Source organism: Gluconobacter sp. Dm-73 (assembly GCF_018256215.1).
In the GTDB taxonomy this organism is placed as follows: domain Bacteria; phylum Pseudomonadota; class Alphaproteobacteria; order Acetobacterales; family Acetobacteraceae; genus Gluconobacter; species Gluconobacter cadivus.
Genome location: NZ_JAERLW010000004.1, coordinates 116,681 through 141,536, shown reverse-complemented (window position 1 = coordinate 141,536; position 24,856 = coordinate 116,681). Strand labels below are relative to the sequence as shown.

The window sequence follows — 24,856 nt, the reverse complement described above, 5'->3', positions numbered from 1 at the left end:
AGCCTTGATGAAACCCCCACACCTGTCAGACTGGCATTATGAGCGAGCAGCAATATTCTTCCGGCGTCTCCGCCGGCACCCTGCGGGGCGAGGCGGACGTGGCAGAAGCCGATCGTCTGGCTCCGGTTCTCCATCATGTCCGTCAGGCCATCGGCAGCATTGTTCTGGGCCAGGACAGCGTCATCGAACAGGTTCTTGTCACGATCCTGTCCGGTGGTCATGCACTTCTGATGGGCGCGCCCGGTCTGGGCAAGACCCTGCTGGTCAACACGGCCTCACAGGTTCTGGGTCTGGACGCCACGCGCATCCAGTTCACGCCCGACCTGATGCCGTCGGACATCACAGGCGCCGAAATTCTCGATCAGGATGCTGATGGACGACGCGCCTTCCGCTTCCTGCCCGGCCCGATCTTCGGCCAGCTTGTGCTTGCCGACGAAATCAACCGCGCCAGCCCTCGCACCCAGTCCGCCCTGTTGCAGGCCATGGCGGAACGTCGGGTCACACAGGGGGGCAAGGACTATGCCCTGCCGCGCCCCTTCCATGTTCTCGCGACCCAAAATCCGATAGAGCAGGAAGGCACCTATCCCCTGCCCGAAGCCCAGCTCGACCGGTTCATGCTTCAGATCAGCCTCGGCTTTCCGAACCGGGACGCGGAACGGCAGATGCTGCTTCAGACGACAGGCGCCACGACGCCGACGGTCTCTGCCCTGATGAATGCCGAAAGTCTGCTCGCGGCCCAGAACCTTGTCCGGCGTCTGCCGGTTGGCGATCAGATCGTGGATGCGATCCTGAGCCTGACGCGTTCGCTGCGCCCAGAAGATCCGTCCGCCTCACCGGAAGTCCGGGAGGCCGTGTCATTCGGACCGGGCCCTCGCGCGGCTCAGGCGCTGATGATCGCCACCCGTGCGCGTGCGCTGCTGGACGGCCGTCTGGCGCCGAGCCTTGATGACGTTGTCGCCCTTGCAAGCCCGGTCCTGTCCCATCGTATCGGGCTGGGCTTTGGCGCCCGTGCCGCCGGAACGGACAGCGAAGCCCTGATCCGCAAGCAGGCTCAGGCTCTCCTCTGATCGCCGTGAAAAGTCCGTCCGATACCCTGCGCAGTTTCTTCCGCCGCAACCGGGGCGCCAGTTCCGGCGCTCCGACCGCGCAGGCGGAAAGCCTGCCGCTGCCCGCACTCGTTCTTGAAGCCGAAAAGATCGCCGCCAGCCTGCAAAGCGGTGTTCATGGCCGCAGACGTTCAGGACCGGGCGAGGATTTCTGGCAGTTCCGGCCCTATCATGCCGGCGAGCCCGCAACGTCCATCGACTGGCGTCAGTCTGCCCGCTCGCCAGTTGAAGACACGTTCTGGGTCCGTGAGCGCGAGCGCGAAAACGCCCAGTCGCTGATGCTGTGGTGTGACCCGTCGCCCTCCATGCGGTGGCGGTCTTCCGATACCCTGCCAACCAAAGCAGAGCGCGCACAGCTTTGCACGCTGGCGCTGGCATCCGCGTCTCTGCGCGGCGGCGAACGCGCGGGTCTGCTGACCGGAATCGAGGCTGGACGCGCCCTTGCCGGACGTCAGGTTCTCCCGCGACTGGCGGCATCCCTTCTGCGTCAGGATGCGGATGAGCCAGAATTTCCCCGCATGTCTCTGGTTCCTCCACGGTCCGATCTGGTGGTGATCAGCGATTTCCTGTGGGACGAAGACCGGATCGATACGTTTCTCAAGACCTGCGCCAGCCGCCCGGTACGAACCCATCTCCTCTGCATTCTCGACCCGGCGGAACGCGAACTGAAACGCACAGGACGAATCCGGTTTGAAGGACTCGAAGGGGGTGTTCTGACTCTTCCCGCCATGGAAAGCCTCGGCCCGGCCTATGAGCAGGCGATGAACGCGCATCTCGCGGCCCTCAAACAGAGTGCGGCGTCGCTCCATGCCGACTGCATCGTGCATGATACGTCGCAGAACCCGCTTCCGGCCCTTCTAGCGTTGCACATGGCGCTTGGAGGCGGCCGATGATCCTTCTTGCTCCGTTCCTGTTGCTTGGTCTGCTCGCACTGCCTGCGCTGTGGTGGCTGGTGCGGGCAACCCCACCCGCGCCGCAGGAACAGTCCTTTCCGTCCTTGCTCATCCTGAACCGGCTCACGGCCCGGCGGGAGGACGCCGCCCGTTCCCCACTCTGGCTTCTGATTCTGCGCATGGTGGCGGTGGCCCTCATCATTTTCGGGCTGGCGCGCCCTGTCCTGACGCCGCATCAAACCGAAACCGGCAATGGACCGCTGACCCTCATTCTCGACGATGGCTGGGCCGCCATTCCGCACTGGACCGACCGCATTTCCGCAGCGCTTGCGCTTGGCGAAACCGCGATCCGCAACGGTCAGGACGTCACGTTCCTGCATGCCGCGCGCGCGCCGGACGGCGCGATTCCCGAAGCCTTCACGACGCATGACCCCCATGCGCTGTCCGAGCATCTCTCACATTTACGTCCGCAGCCCTGGCCGACGGACCGTCAGGCGCTGGCCGCGCTGCTCGGGGGCCGGGATCTGTCGGACCAGCGCGTAATGATTCTCTCGGACGGTCTGGCTACGATGGGAGACGACGCGCTGCGTGGCGCACTTGCGAAGGCGCGGTCCGTTCAGGATATGCGCTGGAACGGCTGTGACATCCTGCGCCTTGACGCCGCGACAGGTCAGGACGGCGCGCTTCATGCAAAAGTCGACACACTGCCCTGCCCGGCCCGGACCGTGACGCTGCATGCCGTCAACGCCAATGGCAGCACACTTGCGGCCTATCCCCTCACGACCGGCAAGGACCAGACGCTCTCCCTCCCCGCCCTGCTGCGTAACCAGCTCGATCGTCTGACACTTGAAGGCGCGACCGGCCCTGCCGCTGTGCATCTGATGGGACAGGCCGATCACCGCCGTCCGGTCGGTATTCTCCAGACGCCCGGCGACGCCACACCTCTTGTCGGATCGGCGTTCTTCCTCAATCGCGCCCTGCAACCGATTGCGGACCTGCATAGCGGCGATGCCACGGCCCTGCTGGGCGCGCCCCTGTCGGTTCTGATTGCTACGGATGGGGCGCTTTCGGGCGAGCAGACGCGCCATCGCGTTCTGGACTGGGTGCGGCATGGCGGAATGCTCGTCCGCTTCGCAGGCCCGGGTCTCGCCGCCGATCAGACCGCCGCGTCCGACGCGACCTCCGATGCGCTTCTCCCCGTCCATCTCATGAGTGGAATGCGTCAGTTGGGTGGCCCGATGTCGTGGGGGAAACCCCAGACGCTGGCACCGTTCCCCGAAACTTCGCCGTTTTCGGACCTGACGATTCCGCCCGATGTCACCGTTTCGCGACAGGTTCTGGCCAAGCCCGAGACGGGGCTGACGGATCATGTCTGGGCGGCTCTGAGCGATGGCACCCCGCTCGTGACTGCGCGCGCGGAAGGCAATGGAGAGATCGTGCTGTTCCATGTCACACCCTCGCCCGACTGGTCCAACGTGCCGCTTTCGGGGCTGTTTCCCGACATGCTGGAGCGTCTGATCGAACGCTCCGCTGGCGTGGCGGGCGGCGGTCCGGCGGAACTGGCACCGTGGCGTATTGTCGGCAGCGATGGAGGCCTCGTCATGCCGCCACAGGCTGCACGCTCCATTCGCGCTTCGGATCTGGCGCATACGGATGTTTCCGTCACGCATCCTGCCGGGCTTTATGGTCCAGCCCGTGGAACGCGCGCACTCAATCTCGGTGACGCTGCTTCGCCGATGGTAGAGGAGCCTTTGCTCGGCACCCGGATTCTGCCTGATGGCGCGCATGCGGATCGTCCGATCGGCCCCGCGCTGATGGCGGCGGGTCTGCTACTGCTGCTGCTGGATCTGATCCTGTCCCTGCGGCGGCGCGGTCTGCTCGGCGCCCTGGCGGTTGCAGGTCTGCTACTTCTGCCGATGGCCCATGCTCAAACTCCGGCACAGACAACGCCTCCGCTTCCGGCAACCGTGCCGCAGGCCGCGCTCGAAACGCGACTGGCCTATGTTCTTACGGGCCATGACGATATCGACGCCGTCTCCCGCGAAGGACTTCAGGGTCTCTCCGACTATACGAGCGCCCGCAGTTCCGCGACGCTCGGCCATCCCGATGGCGTCGTTCCGGGCAAGGACGATCTGGCGTTCTATCCGCTCCTATACTGGCCGATCACGCCAGATATGCAGCCCGATCCCGAACGAACGAAAGCGCTCAATACCTTCATGGAACATGGCGGGATCCTGCTGATCGACGAACAGGGCGCAGGCACCGACACGGATTCCGGCACCAGCGCCGCCGCCCGAGCTGCGTTGCAGCGCGTGACCGATGGCCTTGTCGTGCCCCCACTCGCCAAGCTGACGGACAAACACGTTCTGGCCCACACCTTCTATCTGCTGCACAGCGGCTTTCCCGGTCGCGTTGCCGGGCAGCCGGTTTATGTCGCGCGCAACGGGGACGAGGCGAATGATGACGTCAGCCCCGTCATCATCGGTAATGGCGACTGGGCGCATGCCTGGGCCGTGGACGGGTCGGGCAACCATCCGTTCGCCGTCATTCCCGGGGGCGAAGACCAGCGCACGCAGGCCTATCGTTTCGGCGTGAACATGGTGCTCTACGCCCTGACCGGAAACTACAAGAACGATCAGGCCCAGTATCCTGAAATGCTCCGCCGCCTCGGCAGCCCGGATGCGACACCCGCCACACCCAGTTCCGACACCGCCGACGAGGAGGACGCGCCATGATGTTCGACCTTTCTCCGATGCTGCCCGTCTGGCTGCTGGCGACGCTGGCCGCACTGAGTGTTGCAGGCGCGATTTACGGTGCCCTTCGTGGCGCGCGCGGGATGCTCTGGCGGGCTCTCGCTGTTCTGGCCCTTCTGGGATGGCTGTCCGGACCGCGTGCGCTTCATCCGGTGCTCCGCCCGGTGCCGCAGGATGCGCTGCTGGTCGTGGATCGTTCAGCCTCGATGCAGGTCGGGCCCCGCACGACCATCGCGGATCAGACCGCACGGCAGATCATGCAGGACGCGGCCCGTCTTCCGGGCCTGACCCTGCATCGCGTCGATGTTCCCGGCGGCACAGGCCACGGCACCCGCCTGTTTGAGGCGCTGGACCATGCGGATCTGCCGCAGGGCCGGTTCGCAGGTGCCATCGTCGTAACGGACGGCATGGATCATGACGTTCCGGCCCATCTCCCGGCACGCTTTCAGGGACCGGACGGACAGAAACTGCCGCTGCATCTTCTGCTGACGGCACGGGGCGAAGAACAGGACCGTCGCCTGCGTATCCTGAGCACGCCGCCCTATGCCATCGTCGGACAGAACGCCACAATCCGCGTTCAGGTGGACGATCTGGGCGCTCCGGGTGCAGCCGACGCCGTTCTCACGATCCGCTCGGGCGATGCCCCGCCGCAAACCCGCCCGATCCGGACGGGCACGCCACAGGATATCACGGTCCCGGTCCAGCATCCTGGCGAAACGCTTGTCGGCCTGTCCGTCTCGCCGCTGGCCGGCGAGGCGTCTACGGAAAACAATAGCGACGTTGTGCGGATCCGGGGCGTGCGCGATCGGCTGCGGGTGCTGCTGGTCTCCGGCGTTCCCAATCAGGGCGAGCGCGTCTGGCGCCGGCTTCTGAAGGCCGATCCGTCCGTGGATCTCGTCCACTTCACCATTCTGCGCTCCCCCAACACGGATGATGGCACCCCGCTGTCGGATCTGGCGCTGATTCCGTTCCCCATCCGCGAACTGTTTCAGGAAAAGATCCGCAGTTTCGATCTCATCATTCTGGACGGCTTTCGCAATAGCAACATTCTGCCAGACGAATACCTGACCAATATCGCCGATTATGTCCGCAACGGCGGCGGACTGCTGGTGACGGCTGGGCCTGAATTCACGCAGGAGGGAACCCTTCAGGATACGAGCCTCGCACAGATTCTTCCGGCCCATGTCGGGACGGACGGGGTCGTCACACAGGCTTTCCGTCCGTCCCTGACTGCTCTGGGCAAAACCCATCCCGTCACGGCGGGCCTAACGGAAGACTGGGGCCCCTGGTATCGTGCCCTCCGGCCGGACCAGTCGCATGGCGAAGACCTGATGCATGGTCCGGATGGCGCGCCGCTTCTGCTGCTGGACCGTGTTGAGCGGGGGCGCGTGGCCATGCTCATGTCGGACCAGCTCTGGCTGTGGTCTCGTGGCGAAGGCGGTGGCGGTCCGCAGGCCGAACTTCTGCGGCGGCTGTCACACTGGCTCATGAAAGAGCCGGACCTTGAAGAAAACCGCCTGACGGCCCGGATCGAAAACGGTCAACTCGACATCGAGCGCCACGCCGCGGGACAGGCTGTCTCGCCTGAGGCTTTCGTCACGGCGCCGGACGGAAAGCGCACACCCGTTACCCTGAAACAGACGGATGGCGTCTGGCACGCCACGCTGGCCGCCACAACACCCGGCATCTGGAGTGTCCGGCAGGATGGTCTGGTTGCTTTCGCCAGCCCCGTTTCTCACGACCCGATCGAGCGGCAGGACCTGCGCGCCACCGCGACCATCATGGGCGCCAGTGCTCAGGCATCGGGAGGAACCGTGGCGTGGGTTGCGGATCATACGCCCCATCTGAAACAGGTTCCCATCGGCTCGGCCATGAGCGGCTCGGACTGGATGGGCCTGCCCGTCACCACGGCGGCTGTCGCAGGTGAGACGCGGACGACGGACCTCGTTCCGGCATGGGCGGCCCTCCTTGCGGCACTGATTTTCCTCGCAATCGGCTGGTGGCGGGAAGGTCATTGAAAAAATGTCACAATCCGGCACCTCCGAGAGGCATCTGCAGACTCGCGCAGGACGAACGATCACAGTATATTGGTTTTATGCGACTGCTCCCCACCCTGCCCCGCCTGCTGCTCGTTGCCGCTCTGGCAATGACGCCGACGATTCTCGTACCCTGGCATCACGCCCAGGCTCAGGATGCCGACGACGCCGAGGCTGAACAGGAAGCCGAGGCCAACCAGAAGAAAGCCGAAGCCCGCAAGGCCGCCCAGCGCGCCGCGCCGCCTTCCGCTCTTCCGGGAGCAGAATCCTCCGACGACGATGCCGGTCATGCCCGGGCCGACGTGAACCCGACTGTCGCTCTGTTCGATGCGATCAACCGTGGCTCCCTCAACGCGGCGAAAGAAGCGCTCAACCGCGGCGCCGATATGGGTGGGCACAATGTTCTGGACCAGACGCCGCTGGACATGGCCATCGACCTGAACCGCAAGGACATCATGTTCCTGCTGCTGTCGATGCGGACCTATAATCCGGACGGCAAGATCGAAAACAGCGTGTCCGATCAGGGTGTGGAGATGAAGAACGGCAGCGGTCATCTGACGATCGGCGGGAAATCCGTCACGCCCAAACGCGCCGCCGTCGCAGCTTCCTCGCATTTCGACGCAAGCGGCGGCAAGGCCGATCCTTCAATCGGCTTCCTCGGCTTTGCAGGGCACTAAACGCTCCTGATCCAGACATAAAAAAAGCCGGAGAATTTTCTCCGGCTTTTTTTTATGAGTGTTGATTCTCCGTCAGCCGACGTTGCGCAGCGCCTGACTTTCCTGACGCAGGACGTCGATCTGAACGAACTGACCGTCGCGCTCGAAATACCAGAACGTCCAGCCATTGCAGGACGGCGCGCCCGTCAGACCTGCGCCGAGCTTGTGAATAGAGCCGCGCTGGTTGCCCGATACGAGCGTACCATCCGGGGTCACGGTTGCTTTCAGACGCTTCTGCCGATCGTAGAGCACCGTCCCTGCGGGTAGAACGCCCGTCTCCACGAAACTTCCGAACGGGATACGCGGCATTTCTCGCCGGGCGGGCGTCGTTGCAAGCTGTTCGGAGGTCAGACGCTCTTCACGCGCCACACGCTCACGCGCTGCCTTGACATAATCCGGGTGCCGTTCGATGGCGATGTAATGACGCCCCAGACGCTTGGCCATTGCCGGGGTCGTACCGCTTCCGCAGAACGGGTCCAACACCACATCATTGGCATTGGTCGACGCCACCAGAACGCGATGCAGCAGACTTTCCGGCTTCTGTGTCGGATGCAGTTTCAGGCCATGTTCGTTCTTTAGGCGCTCATTGCCCGTGCAGAGCGGCAAATACCAGTCAGAGCGCATCTGAAGATCGTCGTTCAGGGCCTTCATAGCCTGATAGTTGAATCGATATTTGCTCTGCGGACCACGTGCCGCCCAGATCAGCGTCTCATGCGCGTTCGTAAAACGCCGCCCGCGGAAATTCGGCATCGGGTTGGATTTGCGCCAGACGATGTCGTTGAGGATCCAGAACCCCAGATCCTGCATAATCGCGCCTAGACGGAAGACATTATGATAGGAGCCAATGACCCAGATCGTGCCGTCCTTGTGCAAAATCCGGCGCGCTTCTCTGAGCCATTCGCGCGTGAAATTGTCATAGGTCGCGTAATCCGCGAACTTGTCCCAGTCGTCGTCCACACCATCCACAACGGTTTCGTCCGGACGGCGCAGTTCACCGCGCAACTGGAGGTTGTACGGCGGATCGGCGAAAATGCAGTCCACGCTCCCATCGGGCAGCGTCTTCATCGTTTCGATGCATTCTCCACGCAGGATCTGGTCGACGGGAAATTCACCGCTCATGCTGCGTGTGCCTCTGCTTCAATCATGTTTCGTATCGGCGCGAACCCGCGCCTGTGATGAGGTGTCACCCCACGGAGTTTCAGGCCCTGCATGTGCGCGGCCGTGCCGTATCCCGCATTGCGCTCCCAGCCATAGGCATCATGACGCATGGCCAGACGCGCCATCAGGCGGTCGCGCGTTACCTTTGCGATAATGGAGGCTGCGGCAATGGACAGACTGATCCCGTCGCCACCGATCACCATCTTGATGGGACAGGGCAGTTTCGGAGCATGTTTGCCGTCCACGAGGGCAAGGTCCGGCATTCGGCCGAGCCGGGACAGCGCCCGGCGCATGGCCAGATAGCAGGCCTGGGCGATATTAATCTGCTCGATTTCCAGAACGGATGCCGCACCAATGCCGATTAGCGCCTGTTCGTCGGCCATCAGGGCCTCATAGGCGAGCATCCGGCGCCGGGCCGTCAATTTCTTGGAATCATCAAGAAGGGCAAACAGAGTGTCAGACGGCGGTGCCGTAAAAGCCACGGCAGAGGCCACAACCGGCCCGGCCAGAGGACCACGCCCGACTTCGTCGATCCCGACGACCAGCCCCCCATGGGCAGCTTCCAGGGCGTAATCCGGCATTTGTGAGCGTCTCCCCGACAGATCACCGCGAAATCAGGTGACCGAATCGGTTTTGAATCATGGCGACTCGAAAGGGAAGCCCAAAAATGCGTTTGTTCTAAGTTTAATATGTCAAGTGTGGTGGGAAAGACTCTTTTACCTACGGTGTCAGAGCTCTTCCTGCTGGTTTTCCTGACCGGGCTCTGATGGAGCCGATGGAGCGGGCTGAGCCGTCTGTCCATGCTGCATCTGAAGTTCCTTCTCGATCTGAGGGAACTGATAGATTTTCTCCGTCACATTGACCGCAAGAAGCACCAGGCTGACGATCAGCAGCGACAGCCCCCGGCCGACGATCTGGCGCCGCTTCCAGAAATATCCCGGCAGAAACAGCCACCACCAGAAACCCGGCGGTGTCTTTCCGCTTTCGCGAAGGGAATTGCGGTCCAGCATGAACGATATGAAGAACAGGAGCAGCGACATCATCCCGACGACGGACAGCGGCCCTACCCGGCCACTGTCCGGGATCTGGCGCCAGTCCAGGATCAGCAACGTCAGGCGCTGGATCAGCCACGGCCCCACCAGAAGCGCCCAGGCCCAGTGCTCCGAACTTCCCGCAGACATCCGCAGAAGTCCCGTCAGCGGAGAGACGAGCCCCGCCGCGCTGGCCGGACGCCAAGTTGAGCCGAATTCCTGTGTCCAGACGAGCGTTTCAGGTTTGATCTGCCGCTGCATGATGAGGCGCAGGATTTCCTCACGGGAGACTGGACCGGCCTGCTGCCCGTTGTTGTCGTAAAACCATTCCATGAAAAAAGCCTCCCGGATTACTCCGGAAGGCTTCTAGCACAAAGACGTCCCTATGGTCGAAACGCCTGTTGGACCTCAATCGCTTTTACGGCCGAACAGCAGACCGCCAACGATCATTCCGACAACCGTGGCGATCACCAGCGAGATCAGCGGACGATCCTGCACAAAAGCCGTTGCGGCTTCGAGCTTGGTTTCGCCTTCGTCGTACAGATCGGCGAATTCCTGCTGTGCCATGCCGGAAAGCTGATCGAACTTGCCTTCGGCCTGAAGCTTCGCATCGCCGGTCAAGCCGCCAAAACCGTCCTTGAGCTTGCCCTTGGCTTCATCCACAAGGCCTTCGACCTTCGTTTCAGTTGTATCGGCCATTTTGTTCTCCTCTGTCCGGATTAACCTGTCCTCAATGCAAACGCATAACAGAGACATCCGGTTCCAACCCGATATGATCGTTGCACCGAAAAGAGACAAGCCCTACGGCGAACCTCATATCCACAAATGTAACGAAAAGTATCATTTTTGGTCATTTTGATTTTCATTACCAAAACTGAACAGGATTTAAGGTCGCGTCATGGCAGGCGCTGGCCTCCTGCCGTATAAGCATGAAAACACATAACATCGTCGCCTGAGAGCCCTGTGCTCTGCTATGCGGAAAGACAGAACCACCATGGATCAGCAGACGGCCAGCTCCAGCGACCGCCTTACGAACAGCACCGCCCAGTCTTCTCCCCCTCCTGCGCGGTCCCGCCGTCGGCGCTGGATCCTCTGGGGCGTTGTTCTTCTGATTGCTCTTCTGATCCTGTTCGCGATCTTCCGCCCTCATGGGGCAACGCACAAACATGGTCGTGGTGCCGCAGCCGACGGAAGCGTGCAGCCCGTTGCCGTCGCAACCGTCCATACTGGCGACATGCCCGTGATCTTTCAGGAGCTCGGCACAGTCGTCCCCGTGACAAACGTGACGATCACGCCGCGCGTCAACGGCCATATCTCGGCCGTCTATTACAAGGAAGGCCAGCACGTCCATAAGGGTGACGAACTCGAACTGATCGACCCGCGCCCCTATGAGGCCACGCTCGCCCAGTATCGCGGCACACTGGCCGCCGATATGGCGCAGCTTGAAAAGGCCCGTGTGGACAACGCCCGTTACCAGCGCTTGATCAAACAGAACTCGACCTCCGCCATGACGGCGCGCGATCAGGAGTTCACGGTGCAGCAGCTTGAAGGTCAGGTCGAATTCGACCGGGCCAATGTCCGCAATGCCGAACTGAACGTGATGTACTGTCACATCATTGCGCCTGTCGAGGGCCGTGTCGGTATTCGCGTGCTCGACGTCGGCAACTATGTGACGGCTGGCCAGTCCGGCGGTCTTACCATCCTGACGATGATGCAGCCCATCTCCGTGATCTTCACGGTTCCGCAGAACCAGCTGCAGGAGGTCATGAAATATCTGGACAAGACCGGCGAACTATCCGTCGAAGCATGGGACAGCGACAACACTCACAAAATCGCCACCGGCACCGTCAAGGCGCTCGACAGTCAGATCGACACAGCAACCGGTACGGTCCGGATGCGTGGTATCTTTGCGAACGAGGACGAGCACCTCTTCCCGAACCAGTTCGTCAACCCGCATCTGCTGGTCACGACGCTGCATGACGCCCTGCTTGTGCCCGCAAATGCTCTTCAGACAGGCCCGGACGGACGCTTTGTCTATCGCGTCAAGCCTGACATGACCGTGGAAGTCGTGCCCGTGACGGTCGGCACGACCGATGGCACGAACGCCGTCATCGAAAAGGGTCTGAGCAGCGGCGATCGGATCGTGACGGATGGCGTCAGCCATCTGCGCCCTGGCCAGAAGGTCTCCATCCCCGACACCTCGTCCGCAGCAGCGCAGACGACGGAAGCCGAGCACAAGAGCGCCAGCCAGCACCGTCATCATCGTGACGGACAGCAGAGTTCGGATGCGCCCCAGCAGAAGAACGACCCGTCCTCACCCGCCGACACCGGCAACCACTGACCGACGTCCAGAACAGTCAAACAGGGAACATCAAGATCGTGAATCCGTCCCGCCTGTTCATCGAGCGCCCGGTTGCCACCAGCCTCCTGATGTTCGCCATCCTGCTGAGCGGCCTGCTCGGCTATCATTTTCTGGCCGTCTCAGCCCTGCCGCAGGTCGAATATCCGACGATCACGGTCTCGACATTCTATCCGGGTGCCGGGCCGGACGTGATGAGCACATCCGTCACCGCACCACTGGAAACCCAGCTCGGCCAGATGGCCGGGCTGGACCAGATGACGTCTCAGTCTTCTGGTGGTGCTTCGGTCGTCACGCTACGCTTCGGGCTGGACATGTCGATGGACGTGGCCGAGCAGGAAGTTCAGGCCGCGATCAACAACGCAACTTCCCTGCTGCCGAGCGATCTGCCCGCCCCTCCGATCTATGCGAAGGTCAACCCGGCAGACACTCCCGTCCTGACGCTCGGCATCACGTCAAAAACGCTGCCGCTTCCTGAAGTCGAAGATTACGTCAACACGCGGCTTGAACAGAAGATCAGCCAGATTTCCGGCGTCGGTCTTGTCACCCTGTCGGGTGGCAATCGCAAGGCGTACCGGATTCAGGTCAACATTCCGAAGCTGACCTCTTACGGCATCGCAATCGACACGCTGCGCACCATCATCAGCACGGTCAACGTCAACTCCCCGACCGGTACCTTCGACGGTCCCAAGCGCTCCACCTCCCTGCGCATCGACGGTCAGATCCAGTCCGTCGAACAGCTCATGAATCAGGTGATCGCGTATCAGAACAACGGCCCGATCCGCGTGCGCGACATTGCGACGGTGGTTGAAGGGGCGGAGAACGCACAGCTTGCCGCCTGGGCCAATCGCACGCCTGCGCTGATCCTGAACGTGCAGCGCCAGCCCGGCGCAAACGTTATTGGCGTCGTGGACAACGTGCTACGCGTCCTGCCACAGCTCAAGCTCGACCTGCCGCCGGGCATCGACGTTACGCCTCTGACGGACCGCACCACGACCATTCGCGCCTCGGTCAGTGACGTGGAATACGAACTGGCGCTCGCCATGCTTCTCGTGGTGGGCGTGATCTTCGTGTTCCTGCGCAATGTGCCGGCGACGATCATTCCCAGCCTTTCCGTTCCGCTGTCGCTGATCGGAACCCTGGCGGCGATGTATCTGCTGGGCTTCTCGCTCGACAATCTGTCGCTGATGTCTCTGACGATCGCGACCGGCTTCGTCGTCGATGACGCCATCGTCGTGATCGAGAACATCGCCCGTTACGTCGAGGCTGGGGAAGACCGCTACACCGCTGCGCTCAAAGGCGCGGGGGAGATCGGTTTCACCATTATCTCGCTGACGGTCTCGCTGATCGCCGTGCTGATCCCCCTGCTCTTCATGAAGGATGTCGTCGGGCGTCTGTTCCATGAATTCGCGATGACGCTCTCCATCACCATCATCATTTCCGCCGTCGTCGCTCTGACGCTGGTGCCGATGATGTGCGCCCGTCTGCTGTCCGACACGCATGCGCCATCCACGAAAAACACGGTCTGGAGCCGCCTGTCCAATAGCACCGAGCGCGGCATCAACGCCCTGATCGCAGGTTACGGACGCTGGCTCGATGTCGTGCTGCGCTTCCGCGTCACGACCCTTCTGGTCACACTCGGCACGATTGTTCTGACCGGTATTCTGGCCTGGACCATCCCCAAGGGCTTTTTCCCGACACAGGATACCGGCGTTATTCAGGGCATCTCCGTGATGTCGCAGGCCATCTCCTTTGAAGGGATGAAGAGCCGTCAGGCCGCTCTTGGAGACGTGATCCTGAAAGACCCCGACGTCGCCAGCATCTCGTCTTTCGTGGGTATCGACGGTCAGAACATGACGTTGAATGTCGGCCGCTTCCTGATCAACCTCAAACCGCGGGACCAGCGTACGTCCAGCCTCGAAGCCATCATGCGTCGCCTGTCCTCCACCGGAGATCAGGTGATCGGGGCGCAGCTTTACGTCCAGCCGATTCAGGACCTGTCTCTGGATTCCTCGATTTCCGCCACGCAGTACCAGTTCATGCTGGAAAACCCGGATTACGACACCTTCAAGACCTGGGTGCCGAAATTCGTGGATGCCCTGCGCAAAGAACCGTCGCTGCGGGATGTCACGTCCGATCTTCAGGCCGAGGGTCTGGTCGCCCAGCTTTCGCTCGACCGCCCGACCGGCGCGCGATACTCCATCACGCCGCAGACGGTCGACAATCTGCTGTATGACAGCTACGGCCAGCGCCAGATCACGACGATCTACACGCAGTCCAACCAGTACCGCGTTATTCTGGAAGCCGATCCGAAACTCCAGACTGACCTGACATCCCTGAGCCAGCTTTACCTGCCGGGCATTTCCTCGCAGGCCGGTGGCAGCACGTCCGGCCCGACGCGCCAGCCGACATCGGGGCTTGTGCCGCTGTCGCAGGTGACGACGATGACGCATGTCCTCGCCCCACTGCTCATCAGCCATTTCGGCCAGTTCCCGGCCACGACCGTGTCGTTCAACGTCGCCAGCGGCTATTCGCTGGGGGCCGCGACCAACGCCATCGAGCGCGTGGAAAAGCAGATCGGTCTGCCGCCGGAATTCCAGACCGCCTTCCAGGGTACGGCGGCTGCCTTCCGCTCGTCGCTGTCCAACGAGGTCTGGCTGGTCATGGCAGCCGTGATCGCGGTCTATATCGTGCTGGGTATTCTCTATGAGAGCTATATCCACCCGATCACGATCCTCTCCACCCTGCCTTCCGCCGCCATCGGTGCGCTGATCGGGCTCTATCTGTTCGGGATGGATCTCGACATCATGGGCATCATCGGCATCGTGTTGCTGATCGGCATCGTGAAGAAAAACGCCATCATGATGATCGACTTCGCCCTCGAAGCCGAACGTCTGGAAGGCCATACGCCGCTTGAATCCATCAAGCAGGCGGCGATGCTCCGTTTCCGTCCGATCCTGATGACCACGCTGGCCGCCCTGTTCGGCGCCCTGCCCCTGTTGATCGGTACGGGCGTCGGTTCCGAACTGCGCCGACCGCTGGGTGTGGCCATCGTTTTCGGCCTGATGATGTCCCAGCTTCTGACGCTTTTCACCACGCCCGTCATCTATCTGTTCATGGATGAACTGGGGACGAAAACGCGCGCCTTCATACAGCGCCACCGCCGCCATAGCCCACCGTCGCAGCCCCAGACTCCAAGCCCTCATACAGGCGCTCCGTGAATCTGGTTCGCCTCTTTGTCCTGAGGCCCGTTGGCACGACGCTGCTGGCGGTAGCTCTCGTGATCGGCGGCGTTATGGGCTATTTCGCCCTGCCCGTCGCCGATCTGCCGGACGTGGACTTTCCGGTCATCATGGTGACCGCGAACCAGCCCGGAGGCTCTCCGTCCGAAATCGCGAGCACGATCGCAGGGCCTCTGGAGCGGCATCTGGGGGCGATTTCCGGCGTCACGGAAATGACCTCGGAATCCATGGTCAACCAGACGCGCATCACCCTTCAGTTCGACCTGTCACGGGACATCAACGGTGCTGCGCGTGACGTGGAAGCGGCCCTGCAAGGCGCACGACAGGATCTGCCCACCAGTCTGCGCAGCAACCCGACCTATATGAAGGCGAACTCCAACGGTCCGCCCATCCTCGCTTTGACGCTATCGTCCAGCACCCGGACGCCGCAGGAACTCTACGATTTCGCAAGCAACATCCTCATCCCGCAGCTCAGCCAGATTCAGGGCGTCGGTGATGTGGAAATCCGCGGCGCGTCCCTTCCCGCCGTGCGTGTTGAAATCAATCCGCTGCGCCTGTTCCATTACGGGATCGGCTTCGAAGATCTGCGCGCTGCCCTCGCCTCCGCCAATGCCCATACGCCCAAAGGTTTTCTGGATGCCAATGGCGAGCGCATGATGCTCTCCACCAACGATCAGGCGACGGATGCGGAGGAATATCGTGATCTGGTCATCGCCTATCGCAACAACCAGCCGGTCCGCCTGACGGATCTGGCGGACGTCAAAAACAGCGTCGAAGATCTCCGGCAGGCGGGGTATCTGAACGGAAATGCCGCCATTATCTGTACGGTCTTCTCGCAGGGTGGCGCGAACGTCATCAAGACGATCGACGGCATCCGCGGCCGCCTGCCAGCCCTTCAGTCCGCCCTGCCCGGCAATACCAATATTTCAATCCTGATCGACCGCTCCAAAACAATCCGGGCCTCGCTGGACGATACGAAACAGACCCTTGTCATCGCCGTCGTACTCGTGGTCGTGGTCGTCCTGCTGTTCCTGCGCAGCCTCTCTGCCATCATGGTTCCGGCCATCGTGGTGCCGGTCTCGATCGTCGGGACCTTCGGGGCCATGGCGCTGATGGGGTACCAGCTCGACAATATGTCGCTGATGGCCCTGACGATTTCGACGGGCTTCGTGGTCGATGACGCCATCGTCGTTCTGGAAAACATCGCGCGCTACATGGAGATGGGTTACAACCGGCAGGACGCCGCCATCAAAGGCACGACCGAAGTCGCGTTCACGGTCGTTTCGATCACGGTCTCGCTGATCGTGGTGTTTGCGCCAATCATGCTCATGGGCGGGATCGCGGGGCGGCTGTTCCATGAGTTCGCGATGACCATGGTCATCACGCTCTGCATTTCGCTGCTCCTGTCCCTGACGCTGACACCCATGATCAGCGCCCAGCTCCTGACCCACACGGACGATAACGGTCCGGGCCTGTGGAAGAAAACCGGCCGTTTCCTCGAACGCATGATCAGCGCCACCACGTCGGGTTACGGCAAATCGCTGGACTGGGCCTTGGGGCATCAGTTCCTGATCGCGATGTCCCTGCCCGCCACTCTGGTGCTGGCCGGTGTGCTGTATGTGAAAATGCCCAAAGGTTTCTTCCCCTCCGAAGACACCGGGCAGATTATGGGGCGTGTGGTTGCCGATCAGTCGATCTCATTTCAGGCGCTTCAGAAAATCGTGGTCAAGGCCATGAAGAGCGTCGCGTCCGACCGGGATGTCGTGGGCGTCATGGGCGGTGTCGGTGGACGTTCGGCCAACTCGGCCAACATGTTCATCGCACTTAAGCCCAAATCCGAACGTACGGACGATCTTGCAACCACCATCCAGCGCCTGACCCGCAGGTTCTCCCACATTCCCGGCGCGCAGCTCCGTCTGATGGCTCCCGGCAGCGTTCGGACGGGCTCGCGGCCCGGAGACGCCGCCTATCAGTATTCGCTTGAGGGGCCCTCCGCCGAAGACCTGTTCGAATGGACTCCCAAGATCGTAACCGCGCTTTCCAGACTGCCGGAACTCATGGACGTGACATCGGACGTGGAACAGGGCGGTCAGGGGATCAACATCGCGATCAACCGCGACACGGAAGCGCGCTATTCCGTCACGCCACAGCTCATTTCCAATACGCTCTATGACGCATTCGGCCAGCGCGCCGCCTCCATTATCTACGGCAATCTCAACCAGTACCGCGTCATCATGGAAGCCGCGCCCCGCTACTGGCAGGACCCGTCGATGCTGCAACAGATGTGGATCAGCACATCCGGCGGAACAGCAGCAGGCGGAACGGCGTCGAACAACATCCGCGCCCGTGCCACGACGACTGTCACGACCCTGTCGCAGAGTGAGCAGTCCTATCAGAACTCGGTCGCCAACGCGCTGGCAGGTGGAAAATCGGCATCAAGCGGTGCAGCCGTCGCCACCAGCGTGGACAACATGGTCCCCCTGTCCGTCCTCTCACGCCAGCGCAATACCAACACGGCCCTGACCGTCAGCCACGAAGGACAGTCCGTCGCCACGACCGTATCCTTCAACCTTGCACCCGGCGTCTCGCTTGGCACGGCCGTGGATGCCGTCCAGGCCGCCATGGTGAAGCTGCATGTCCCCTCGGACATTCACGGCGGGTTTGCGGGCAACGCGGCGGCTTTCCAGAAATCCGCAGGGAGTGAGGTTCTGCTGATCCTCGCCGCCCTCGCCGCCGTCTATATCGTGCTGGGCGTCCTGTATGAGAGCCTGATCCATCCCCTGACGATCCTTTCAACGCTGCCATCCGCAGGCGTCGGCGCCATTCTGGCACTTCAGATCTGCGGCGAGGAATTCTCCCTCATGGCCATGATCGGCGTGATCCTGCTCATCGGCATCGTCAAGAAAAACGCCATCATGCTGATCGACTTCGCCCTCGTGGCACAGCGTGAAGGGCTGTCGGCCAGAGAGGCCATCCGTCAGGCCAGCCATCTGCGCTTTCGTCCCATCCTCATGACGTCTCTGGCCGCTGCGTTCGGTGCCGTGCCCCTCATCATCGGCAACGGATATGGCTGCGAACTCCGCCGACCGCTGGGGATCGCCATTCTCGGCGGCCTCGTCGTCAGCCAGTTGCTGACGCTCTACAGCACGCCCGTCATTTTCCTGTATCTCGACCGGTTCGGGCGCGCCATGGGCCGTCTGCGTGCCCACGTCGCCTCTTTTTTTCATCTTTCAGCCCGGGGAACACAGTCCTGATGCCCGCCCTCCGTAAATCCACCCTGCGCACTGCCCTGCTGGGGGCGGCGACCCTGCCTTTCCTGAGCGGCTGTATCGGCGGCATGGTCGGGCCGAACTATCATCGTCCGAAAGCCATCATCTCCGCCAAATTCAAGGAAGCGCCTCCGCCGCCGGGCTGGCAGATGGCTGCCCCCGATCTTGCGAAAATGCCCAAAGGAGACTGGTGGACGATCTTCAACGATCCCGTTCTCAACGACCTTGAAGAACGCGTGGCCACGTCCAACCAGAGCCTGAAAGAATATGAAGCGCAGTACCGCAAGGCGGCCGCAACGATTGATTCGATCCGCGCGCAGCTTTTCCCGACCCTGAGCGGCAAGTTCAGCTTCAACCGCAACTCACAGGGCGGCAGCACCTCGAATGCCAGTAACGGCATTCCCTACACGTCCAGCCAGTCCTACACGTCCAACACATGGACCACCGGACCGTCCGCAAGCTGGACCGTGGACGTCTGGGGCATGATCCGTCGGCAGGTTCAGCAGCAGGTGGCCGCCACCCAGGCTGACGCCGCCCTCGTTGCGAACATGCGGCTGTCCTATCAGCTCCAGCTCGCACAGGATTATTTCGATCTGCGCTATCAGGACAGTCTGATTGCGCTTTATGCCCGTAACGTGGATCTTTATCGCCACAATCTGGAAATCCTCCAGAACCAGCTTGATGCCGGTGTCGCGGATCCGACCAGCGTTCTTCAGGCCCGCTACCTGCTGCAATCGACGCAGGCCAGCCTGTCAAACGCCCATATCGCCCGCGCACAGTACGAGCACGCCATCGCCATGCTGACGGGCCGGGCTCCAGCAGAACTCACACTGGCAGCCTCTCCCCTCCCCGAGACGATCCCCGCCGCACCCGTCGCCGTACCCTCCATGCTGCTTCAGCGTCGTCCGGACGTGGCACAGGCAGAGCGCAATATGGAAGCCTATAATGCGGAAATCGGGTACGAGATCGGCGCGTTCTTCCCACAGGTCACGCTCTCCGCGTCTTATGGCTATAGCGGCAATCCTCTTGAACAGCTGATCCAGACCGCTACACGCACATGGAGCCTCGGTGCAGCGGCGAGCGAGACCATCTTCCAGGGCGGCGCGCGTTCTGCTGCGGTGCGCAGCGCAGAAGCCGATTACGACAATGCCGTTGCCACCTACCGCCAGACGGTTCTCGCAGCCCTTCAGGACACCGAGGACCAGATGTCCGGCCTGCGCTATCTCGATCAGCAGCTTGCCTTACAGAATGCTGCCGTGAAAACCGCCGAAAGCGCCGTTCAGGTGTCCATGAACGAGTATCTCGCCGGAACGCAGATCTACACAACGGTCATCACCGCCGAACAGAACGCCCTTCAGTATCAGGAAACCCAGCTCAGCGTGCGGCAGCAGCAGTTTCTCGCCGAGGTCAAGCTCATGACGGATCTGGGCGGAGGCTGGACGACGCAACAGCTTCCAAGCAAAAATTCGCTTCAGACGGATAATCCGTTCCTGCCTTCCTTCATCCAGAGGGACAAGAACGGGAACTAAAGATCATAAAAAAGGGCGGGGCCATCGGCACCCGCCCTCTTCATATCAGCATCGTATCAGGTGATCAGAGCGCGTGCAGTCCTGCCACACCTGCGAGAATGGCCAGCACCGCAAGAACCAGAAAGAGAATGAAAAACAGTTTGGCAATGCCTGCTGTGGCGGCAGAGATGCCTGAGAAACCGAAAACGCCGGCGATGATGGAAATGATGAAGAAAACAATCGCGTAGTGCAGCATGACGGCAGTTCCTTGCCCAAGAGTTCGTGGTCATGTCGTAACGTCACGCACGTGCGGAAGTTTAATTTCTTCTTAAAAGACGCTTTCCCAGGAAAAACCCGATAAAAGATGCGGCCAACAGCCAGAAGAGTGGCTGATCCACCATCAGATCACTGACAAGTGCTTCCGTTTCTTTTGTTACCCGAGAAATTTTTGTTACGAGCGCGCTTTTACAGGAACTCTCGATCATCCCGGGCTGCAAGCGCTCCGAATCCGTGTTCGTAAATCTTCTTCCCGCCATGACATCCTCCCAACACAAGAAAAGGCAGTCCGCTATCGGACTGCCTTTTCTTTTACATCGTCAGAACACTTAAGGGATGATCTGAATGAGACCGTCCACTCAGTGACCGACTGCCGGAGCATCTTCGCCCCGACGTGCGGCTTCTTCATTATAGCGCTGCGCTTCAGGAGAGATGGTCAGAGCCATCGTCATCCCGGCAGACAGCAGATAGATCACCGCAAACGTCCAGATCACATACTGCATGCCCGGTCCGAAAACCGCTTCACAACCAGCAACAACAGCCGGTCCGACCCATGTGGACGCACCGGCGCCCAGACCAAGGATGGACAGTGCCGCTGCTTTCTCGCGTGGGCAGATCTGCGGCATTAAGCCTGACAGCGGCACGAAAGCCGCGACGGTCGCGCCATAGAAAATTCCTGCTGCGGCCACGGCCCAGAAATTTCCCGGAAACCAGAGCGGCACATAATAAAACAGCGGAATGGCTACGAAACCACCGATCCCACCGAAAACGGCCACGACAAACCGGTGTCCAAGCGTATCGGCCACCATGCCCGAGACAAGGTTGAACAAGATGTTGCTCAGGAAAATGAGCGACAGGAGGTTCAGCCACTGGGCAAGGGAGAAGCCAAGATGATCCACGAAAAACGCGGGCATGATTGCGAGAAACGCATATTCCGAAGATGTATCAATCACGCGAACGATACCCGCGATCAGCGTCTTCGGCTCACGCCACATGATGCTCATGGAGCCAAAGAAAATATCCTTGGTCGGAATATGGTCCGGCAGAAGGCGTTTCTTACCCGTCGGTTCATGCGTGAACAGCAGCGCAACAAGACCACCCAGAATCACAAGCCCCAGGGAACACCAGAAGGTGCGAAGTTCGCCAATTTCCGGAATGGCAAAGCGTGCGAATTGCGATCCCAGAGTGGGCAGACCTGCTGAAAAGGAAAACCAGAACCAGCCCGCGGCCGAGCCCAGCATGGCTGTCGGCGTTGCAGCAGCAATCCAGACGAGGAAGCCATACGCAAACAGCGGGTATGCAAACCCTCGCAGCGTATAGAACAGCAGGATCATCGGCCCACTGTTTGGCCCAAGTCCCAGAGCCAGGAACCCGACTTCAAGCACGCTCCACAGAATGAGACCAAGCCACATGACTTTCTTCGGTCCCATGAGATCCGACAGAGGCCCGGAGAACCAGGCGGCGATCATCACGGTGATGCCATAAAACGTGAACATTTCATTCACGAAACCCTGCGTATGGCCATGATGGAGCATGTAGGTATCGAGATACCCCGCCTCCACACCATCACCGACCATGAACAGGAGCTGTCCCACGAACGCCCAGAACAGGGCTCTGGGTATTCCAAGGGTTTCCGCCAACCCATGTTTTGGAGGGGAAGATTCAGACATTATAACGCTCTCCAAACGCTGGACGCATCACGAACCCATCCGGGCCTCATTGCCGGGATACATATTCGATGCGTCGTGGCAGGCCCTACGAGAGTGCTCGGGCCTGTTTCTCAGAATGATGCAGCCCCTATGAAAAAGAACGACGGAGCATTCTTCAAAAGGGAGAACCCGCGCCTTGTGAAGGAGCGGAAATTCAGACTGCCTCTGAAAGAGACAGGAAAGATTCTGCAAAGAGTGCTGACTACATATCACACACTTACGTGACCAAGAAACCACGAATCAAAAAAGGCCGAGACATTCCTGCCCCGGCCTTTTTTAATGCTTCAAAAACAGGAGCCTCAGGCGGCTTCCTGCTCCGCAGCAACGTTCTGCTTCGGTCCGCTGTCCTGGCCCTTCGCAGCGACATCGCGATCGACCAGTTCAATCACGGCCATATCGGCATTGTCGCCATAACGCACGCCAGCCTTCAGAACGCGGGAGTAGCCACCGGCACGTCCCTTGTAACGCTCGGCGACAGCCGAGAACAGCTTCGTCACGACGGCATCGTCACGCAGCTGCGCGAAGGCCTGCCGACGGGCGTGCAGATCACCACGCTTGCCGAGCGTGATCAGCTTTTCGACGACCGGGCGAAGTTCTTTCGCCTTCGGGAGCGTCGTCGTGATCTGCTCGTGCTTGATGAGAGCCACGGCCATGTTGCGGAACATGGCAGCGCGGTGAGAAGAGGTGACATTGAGCTTACGCCCGCTCACACCATGACGCATTGCTAGTTTTCCTTACCTTGAAAGTTCTCAGAACGTCTCGTCGAGACGCTTGGCCAGATCCTCGATGTTCTCGGGCGGCCAGGCTGGGACGCTCATGCCGAGCGACAGCCCCATACCGGTGAGAACTTCCTTGATCTCGTTGAGCGACTTGCGCCCGAAATTAGGCGTACGGAGCATTTCCTGTTCGGACTTCTGCACCAGATCGCCAATGTAAACAATGTTGTCGTTCTTAAGGCAGTTGGCGCTACGCACCGACAGCTCGAGTTCGTCAACCTTGCGGAGAAGATTGCGGTTGAACGGCAGGTCATCCTGCGGCTCTTCATGCTGGACCGGACGCGGCTCATCAAAGTTGATGAACAGCTGCAGCTGATCCTGAAGAATCCGGGCTGCAAGAGCCAGACTGTCTTCGGGTGTCACCGCACCGTTGGTCTCAACTGTCAACAGCAGCTTGTCATAGTCAGTGACCTGACCGACACGCGTCTGCTCGATCTTATAGGAAACCCGACGGACTGGCGAATAAATCGCATCGATGGGAATCAGGCCAATCGGAGCATCTTCGGGACGGTTTGCTGCTGCTGCAACATAGCCCTTGCCCATATTGACGGTGAATTCCATGCCGAGCTTCACGCCGTCATCGAGCGTGCAGATCACCAGATCGGGATTCATGATCTCGATGTCATGACCTGCCTGGATCTGGCCAGCCGTCACTTCGCCCGGGCCAGTGGCCGTCAGGATCATGCGTTTGGGGCCTTCACCATGCATGCGAAGAGCAAGCTGCTTGACGTTCAGGACGATGTCCGTGACGTCTTCACGCACACCCGGCACGGCGGAGAACTCATGCAGCACGCCATCGATCTGGATGGCGGTCACGGCAGCACCCTGCAGCGACGACAGGAGGATACGACGCAGTGCATTACCGAGCGTCATGCCGAAGCCGCGTTCCAAAGGCTCGGCCACGACAGTGGCGATGCGCGAGGCAACCGGTCCGGGCTCGACTTCAAGCTTCTCCGGCTTGATGAGGGACTGCCAGTTTTTCTGGAGAACCAAGGTCGTGGCCTTTCAAACAACGAAGCACGCCAAGGGGATTGGCGGCACCTGGGCCCGCACCATCGGTGCGGTAAAAGATGCAATCACTTACAGATGCTGCGTATCGCACGCGATACGCAGCACAGCATCACTCAGACGCGACGACGCTTCCGGGGACGGCAGCCATTGTGCGGCACGGGCGTCATGTCGCGGATGGACGTAATGTTGAACCCTACGGCCTGAAGAGCACGAAGCGCGCTTTCACGCCCCGAACCCGGACCGGAGACCTCGATCTCAAGCGTTTCCATGCCATGCTCGCGTGCCTTGCGACCGGCATCTTCTGCAGCGACCTGAGCAGCATACGGCGTGGACTTACGGGAGCCTTTAAAGCCCTGCGCACCCGACGACGACCAAGCAATCGCGTTGCCCTGTGCGTCAGAAATGGTGATCATGGTGTTGTTGAACGTGGAGAGCACGTGAGCAACACCGGAAATGATATTCTTGCGTTCCTTTTTACGGATACGCGGAGCAGCGGCCTTCGCCATGAGAGAGGTCGTCCTAAAAGTTTAAGCAAAACGTCGATGAAAAAAATCAGGCGCGGATTAGCGCGTAACCTTCTTCTTGCCTGCAATCGCCACAGCCTTGCCCTTGCGGGTACGGGCATTGGTGTGCGTACGCTGACCGCGGACCGGGAGGCCACGACGGTGACGAAGGCCACGGTAGCAACCGAGGTCCATCAGACGCTTGATGTTCATTGCGGTTTCACGACGAAGATCGCCTTCGACGCGCAGTTCGGAATCGATCAGTTCGCGGATCTTGACGATTTCGTCGTCAGACAGCTCGTTGACGCGCTTGGCATCGGGAATTTCGAGCTTCGTGCAGATGGACTGCGCTGTCGCCGGACCGATGCCATAGACATAACGCAGGGCAATGACGACCCGCTTGTTGGTCGGAATGTTTACGCCGGCAATACGTGCCACGCTTGTTACTCCCATTGAAACGGCCCGGAGCCGCTTCAGACTGTTATATCCCCAGCCATGGCCAGGTCGATG

Annotated in this window: 19 protein-coding genes; 9 read left to right on the top strand and 10 right to left on the bottom strand. The window is 60.9% G+C overall.

Features of this window, described 5'->3' with window-relative positions:
- Positions 1-38 precede the first annotated feature (38 nt).
- The 5 genes from JK176_RS05930 to JK176_RS05910 all read left to right on the top strand — a co-directional run bounded on the left by JK176_RS05930 (position 39) and on the right by JK176_RS05910 (position 7,465).
- Positions 39-1,067: a MoxR family ATPase gene (locus tag JK176_RS05930; RefSeq protein WP_211586964.1), complete on the top strand. Its 1,029-nt coding sequence runs from the start codon at positions 39-41 to the stop codon at positions 1,065-1,067.
- Positions 1,068-1,072: 5 nt separating this feature from the next.
- A complete protein-coding gene (locus JK176_RS05925; RefSeq protein ID WP_194267946.1) occupies positions 1,073-1,999 on the top strand; it encodes a DUF58 domain-containing protein in 927 nt (308 codons plus the stop codon).
- On the top strand, positions 1,996-4,734 hold the full coding sequence (locus tag JK176_RS05920; RefSeq protein ID WP_211586962.1) for a DUF4159 domain-containing protein: 2,739 nt from the start codon (positions 1,996-1,998) through the stop codon (positions 4,732-4,734). The genes JK176_RS05925 and JK176_RS05920 overlap by 4 nt, the downstream gene beginning before the upstream one ends.
- Positions 4,731-6,770, top strand: a complete 2,040-nt coding sequence (locus tag JK176_RS05915) for a VWA domain-containing protein (RefSeq protein WP_211586961.1) — start codon at positions 4,731-4,733, stop codon at positions 6,768-6,770. Before JK176_RS05920 ends, JK176_RS05915 begins: the two co-directional genes overlap by 4 nt.
- A gap of 77 nt (positions 6,771-6,847) precedes the next feature.
- Positions 6,848-7,465, top strand: coding sequence for an ankyrin repeat domain-containing protein (locus JK176_RS05910; protein ID WP_194267943.1), 618 nt, complete (start codon positions 6,848-6,850; stop codon positions 7,463-7,465).
- Positions 7,466-7,537: 72 nt separating this feature from the next.
- Here JK176_RS05910 and JK176_RS05905 read toward each other — a convergent pair whose 3' ends face one another.
- From JK176_RS05905 to JK176_RS05890, 4 genes are all read right to left on the bottom strand, one after another.
- Positions 7,538-8,623 (bottom strand): DNA methyltransferase, encoded by a 1,086-nt coding sequence (locus tag JK176_RS05905; protein ID WP_211563462.1) that lies wholly within the window; start codon positions 8,621-8,623, stop codon positions 7,538-7,540.
- Complete coding sequence (locus tag JK176_RS05900) at positions 8,620-9,243, bottom strand: ribonuclease HII (RefSeq protein ID WP_211586960.1); 624 nt, start codon at positions 9,241-9,243, stop codon at positions 8,620-8,622. Before JK176_RS05900 ends, JK176_RS05905 begins: the two co-directional genes overlap by 4 nt.
- 147 nt (positions 9,244-9,390) lie before the next feature.
- On the bottom strand, positions 9,391-10,026 hold the full coding sequence (locus JK176_RS05895; RefSeq protein WP_211586959.1) for a DUF4339 domain-containing protein: 636 nt from the start codon (positions 10,024-10,026) through the stop codon (positions 9,391-9,393).
- A 75-nt stretch (positions 10,027-10,101) separates the two neighbouring features.
- Entirely contained in the window at positions 10,102-10,392 is a 291-nt protein-coding gene (locus JK176_RS05890) for a CsbD family protein (protein WP_194267939.1), read from the bottom strand.
- Positions 10,393-10,687: 295 nt separating this feature from the next.
- On the opposite strand from JK176_RS05890, the gene JK176_RS05885 reads away from it, so the two are divergent.
- Genes JK176_RS05885 through JK176_RS05870 form a run of 4 tightly spaced genes read left to right on the top strand, consistent with a single transcriptional unit; the run spans position 10,688 to position 20,092 of the window.
- Complete coding sequence (locus JK176_RS05885; RefSeq protein ID WP_211586958.1) at positions 10,688-12,034, top strand: efflux RND transporter periplasmic adaptor subunit; 1,347 nt, start codon at positions 10,688-10,690, stop codon at positions 12,032-12,034.
- A 38-nt stretch (positions 12,035-12,072) separates the two neighbouring features.
- Positions 12,073-15,273, top strand: a complete 3,201-nt coding sequence (locus JK176_RS05880) for an efflux RND transporter permease subunit (protein ID WP_211586957.1) — start codon at positions 12,073-12,075, stop codon at positions 15,271-15,273.
- The gene (locus JK176_RS05875; protein WP_211586955.1) at positions 15,270-18,548 is read left to right on the top strand and encodes an efflux RND transporter permease subunit; all 3,279 of its coding nucleotides are present in this window, start codon (positions 15,270-15,272) and stop codon (positions 18,546-18,548) included. The genes JK176_RS05880 and JK176_RS05875 overlap by 4 nt, the downstream gene beginning before the upstream one ends.
- Positions 18,548-20,092 carry an efflux transporter outer membrane subunit gene (locus JK176_RS05870; RefSeq protein WP_194267935.1) on the top strand — a complete coding sequence of 515 codons (1,545 nt, stop codon included), beginning with the start codon at positions 18,548-18,550 and terminating at the stop codon, positions 20,090-20,092. The genes JK176_RS05875 and JK176_RS05870 overlap by 1 nt, the downstream gene beginning before the upstream one ends.
- A 64-nt stretch (positions 20,093-20,156) precedes the next feature.
- On the opposite strand, the gene JK176_RS05865 is transcribed toward JK176_RS05870, so the two are convergent.
- The 6 genes from JK176_RS05865 to rpsM form a co-directional block, all read right to left on the bottom strand.
- A complete protein-coding gene (locus tag JK176_RS05865) occupies positions 20,157-20,327 on the bottom strand; it encodes a DUF1328 domain-containing protein (RefSeq protein WP_194262303.1) in 171 nt (56 codons plus the stop codon).
- 379 nt (positions 20,328-20,706) lie between these two features.
- Positions 20,707-22,017 (bottom strand): MFS transporter, encoded by a 1,311-nt coding sequence (locus JK176_RS05860; RefSeq protein WP_194262302.1) that lies wholly within the window; start codon positions 22,015-22,017, stop codon positions 20,707-20,709.
- A gap of 338 nt (positions 22,018-22,355) precedes the next feature.
- On the bottom strand, positions 22,356-22,778 hold the full coding sequence (gene rplQ / locus JK176_RS05855; RefSeq protein ID WP_099286909.1) for a 50S ribosomal protein L17: 423 nt from the start codon (positions 22,776-22,778) through the stop codon (positions 22,356-22,358).
- Between the two features lie 27 nt (positions 22,779-22,805).
- A complete protein-coding gene (locus JK176_RS05850) occupies positions 22,806-23,825 on the bottom strand; it encodes a DNA-directed RNA polymerase subunit alpha (protein WP_011251942.1) in 1,020 nt (339 codons plus the stop codon).
- 131 nt (positions 23,826-23,956) lie between these two features.
- Positions 23,957-24,349, bottom strand: a complete 393-nt coding sequence (gene rpsK, locus JK176_RS05845; RefSeq protein ID WP_011251943.1) for a 30S ribosomal protein S11 — start codon at positions 24,347-24,349, stop codon at positions 23,957-23,959.
- A 57-nt stretch (positions 24,350-24,406) separates the two neighbouring features.
- Positions 24,407-24,784, bottom strand: a complete 378-nt coding sequence (gene rpsM, locus JK176_RS05840; protein WP_099286973.1) for a 30S ribosomal protein S13 — start codon at positions 24,782-24,784, stop codon at positions 24,407-24,409.
- Positions 24,785-24,856: the final 72 nt, after the last annotated feature.